Annotated in this window: 1 protein-coding gene; it reads left to right on the top strand. The window is 68.8% G+C overall.

From position 1 onward, the window contains the following. Positions 1–264 (top strand): ArsB/NhaD family transporter (locus tag WDW90_RS39725; RefSeq protein ID WP_336493071.1); only part of this gene is annotated, 264 nt, incomplete at its 5' end. Positions 265–266 lie beyond the last annotated feature (2 nt).

The raw sequence follows: 266 nt of genomic DNA, 5'->3' as shown, positions 1-266 counted from the left end.
CTCGTCAACACTCTCCCCGCGTATCGTGCGCTTGAGCCGGTCGCGGGCAATCCGCTGCGGATCGCCGCGCTGCTGATCGGTGTCAATGCCGGCCCACTGATCACCCCGTGGGCGTCGCTCGCGACCCTGCTCTGGCACGAGCGGCTGAAGGCGCTCGACGTCGGCCTTTCCTGGCGCAGGTATGTTCTTTTGGGGCTGATCGCCGCCCCGCTCACGGTCGCTGCGGCGACTCTGGGGTTGGCGCTAGTGCCTCCGCTCGGCTGACC

The organism is Methylobacterium nigriterrae, assembly GCF_037106235.1.
GTDB lineage: Bacteria > Pseudomonadota > Alphaproteobacteria > Rhizobiales > Beijerinckiaceae > Methylobacterium > Methylobacterium nigriterrae.
This window is presented reverse-complemented; position numbering and strand designations above follow the sequence as displayed.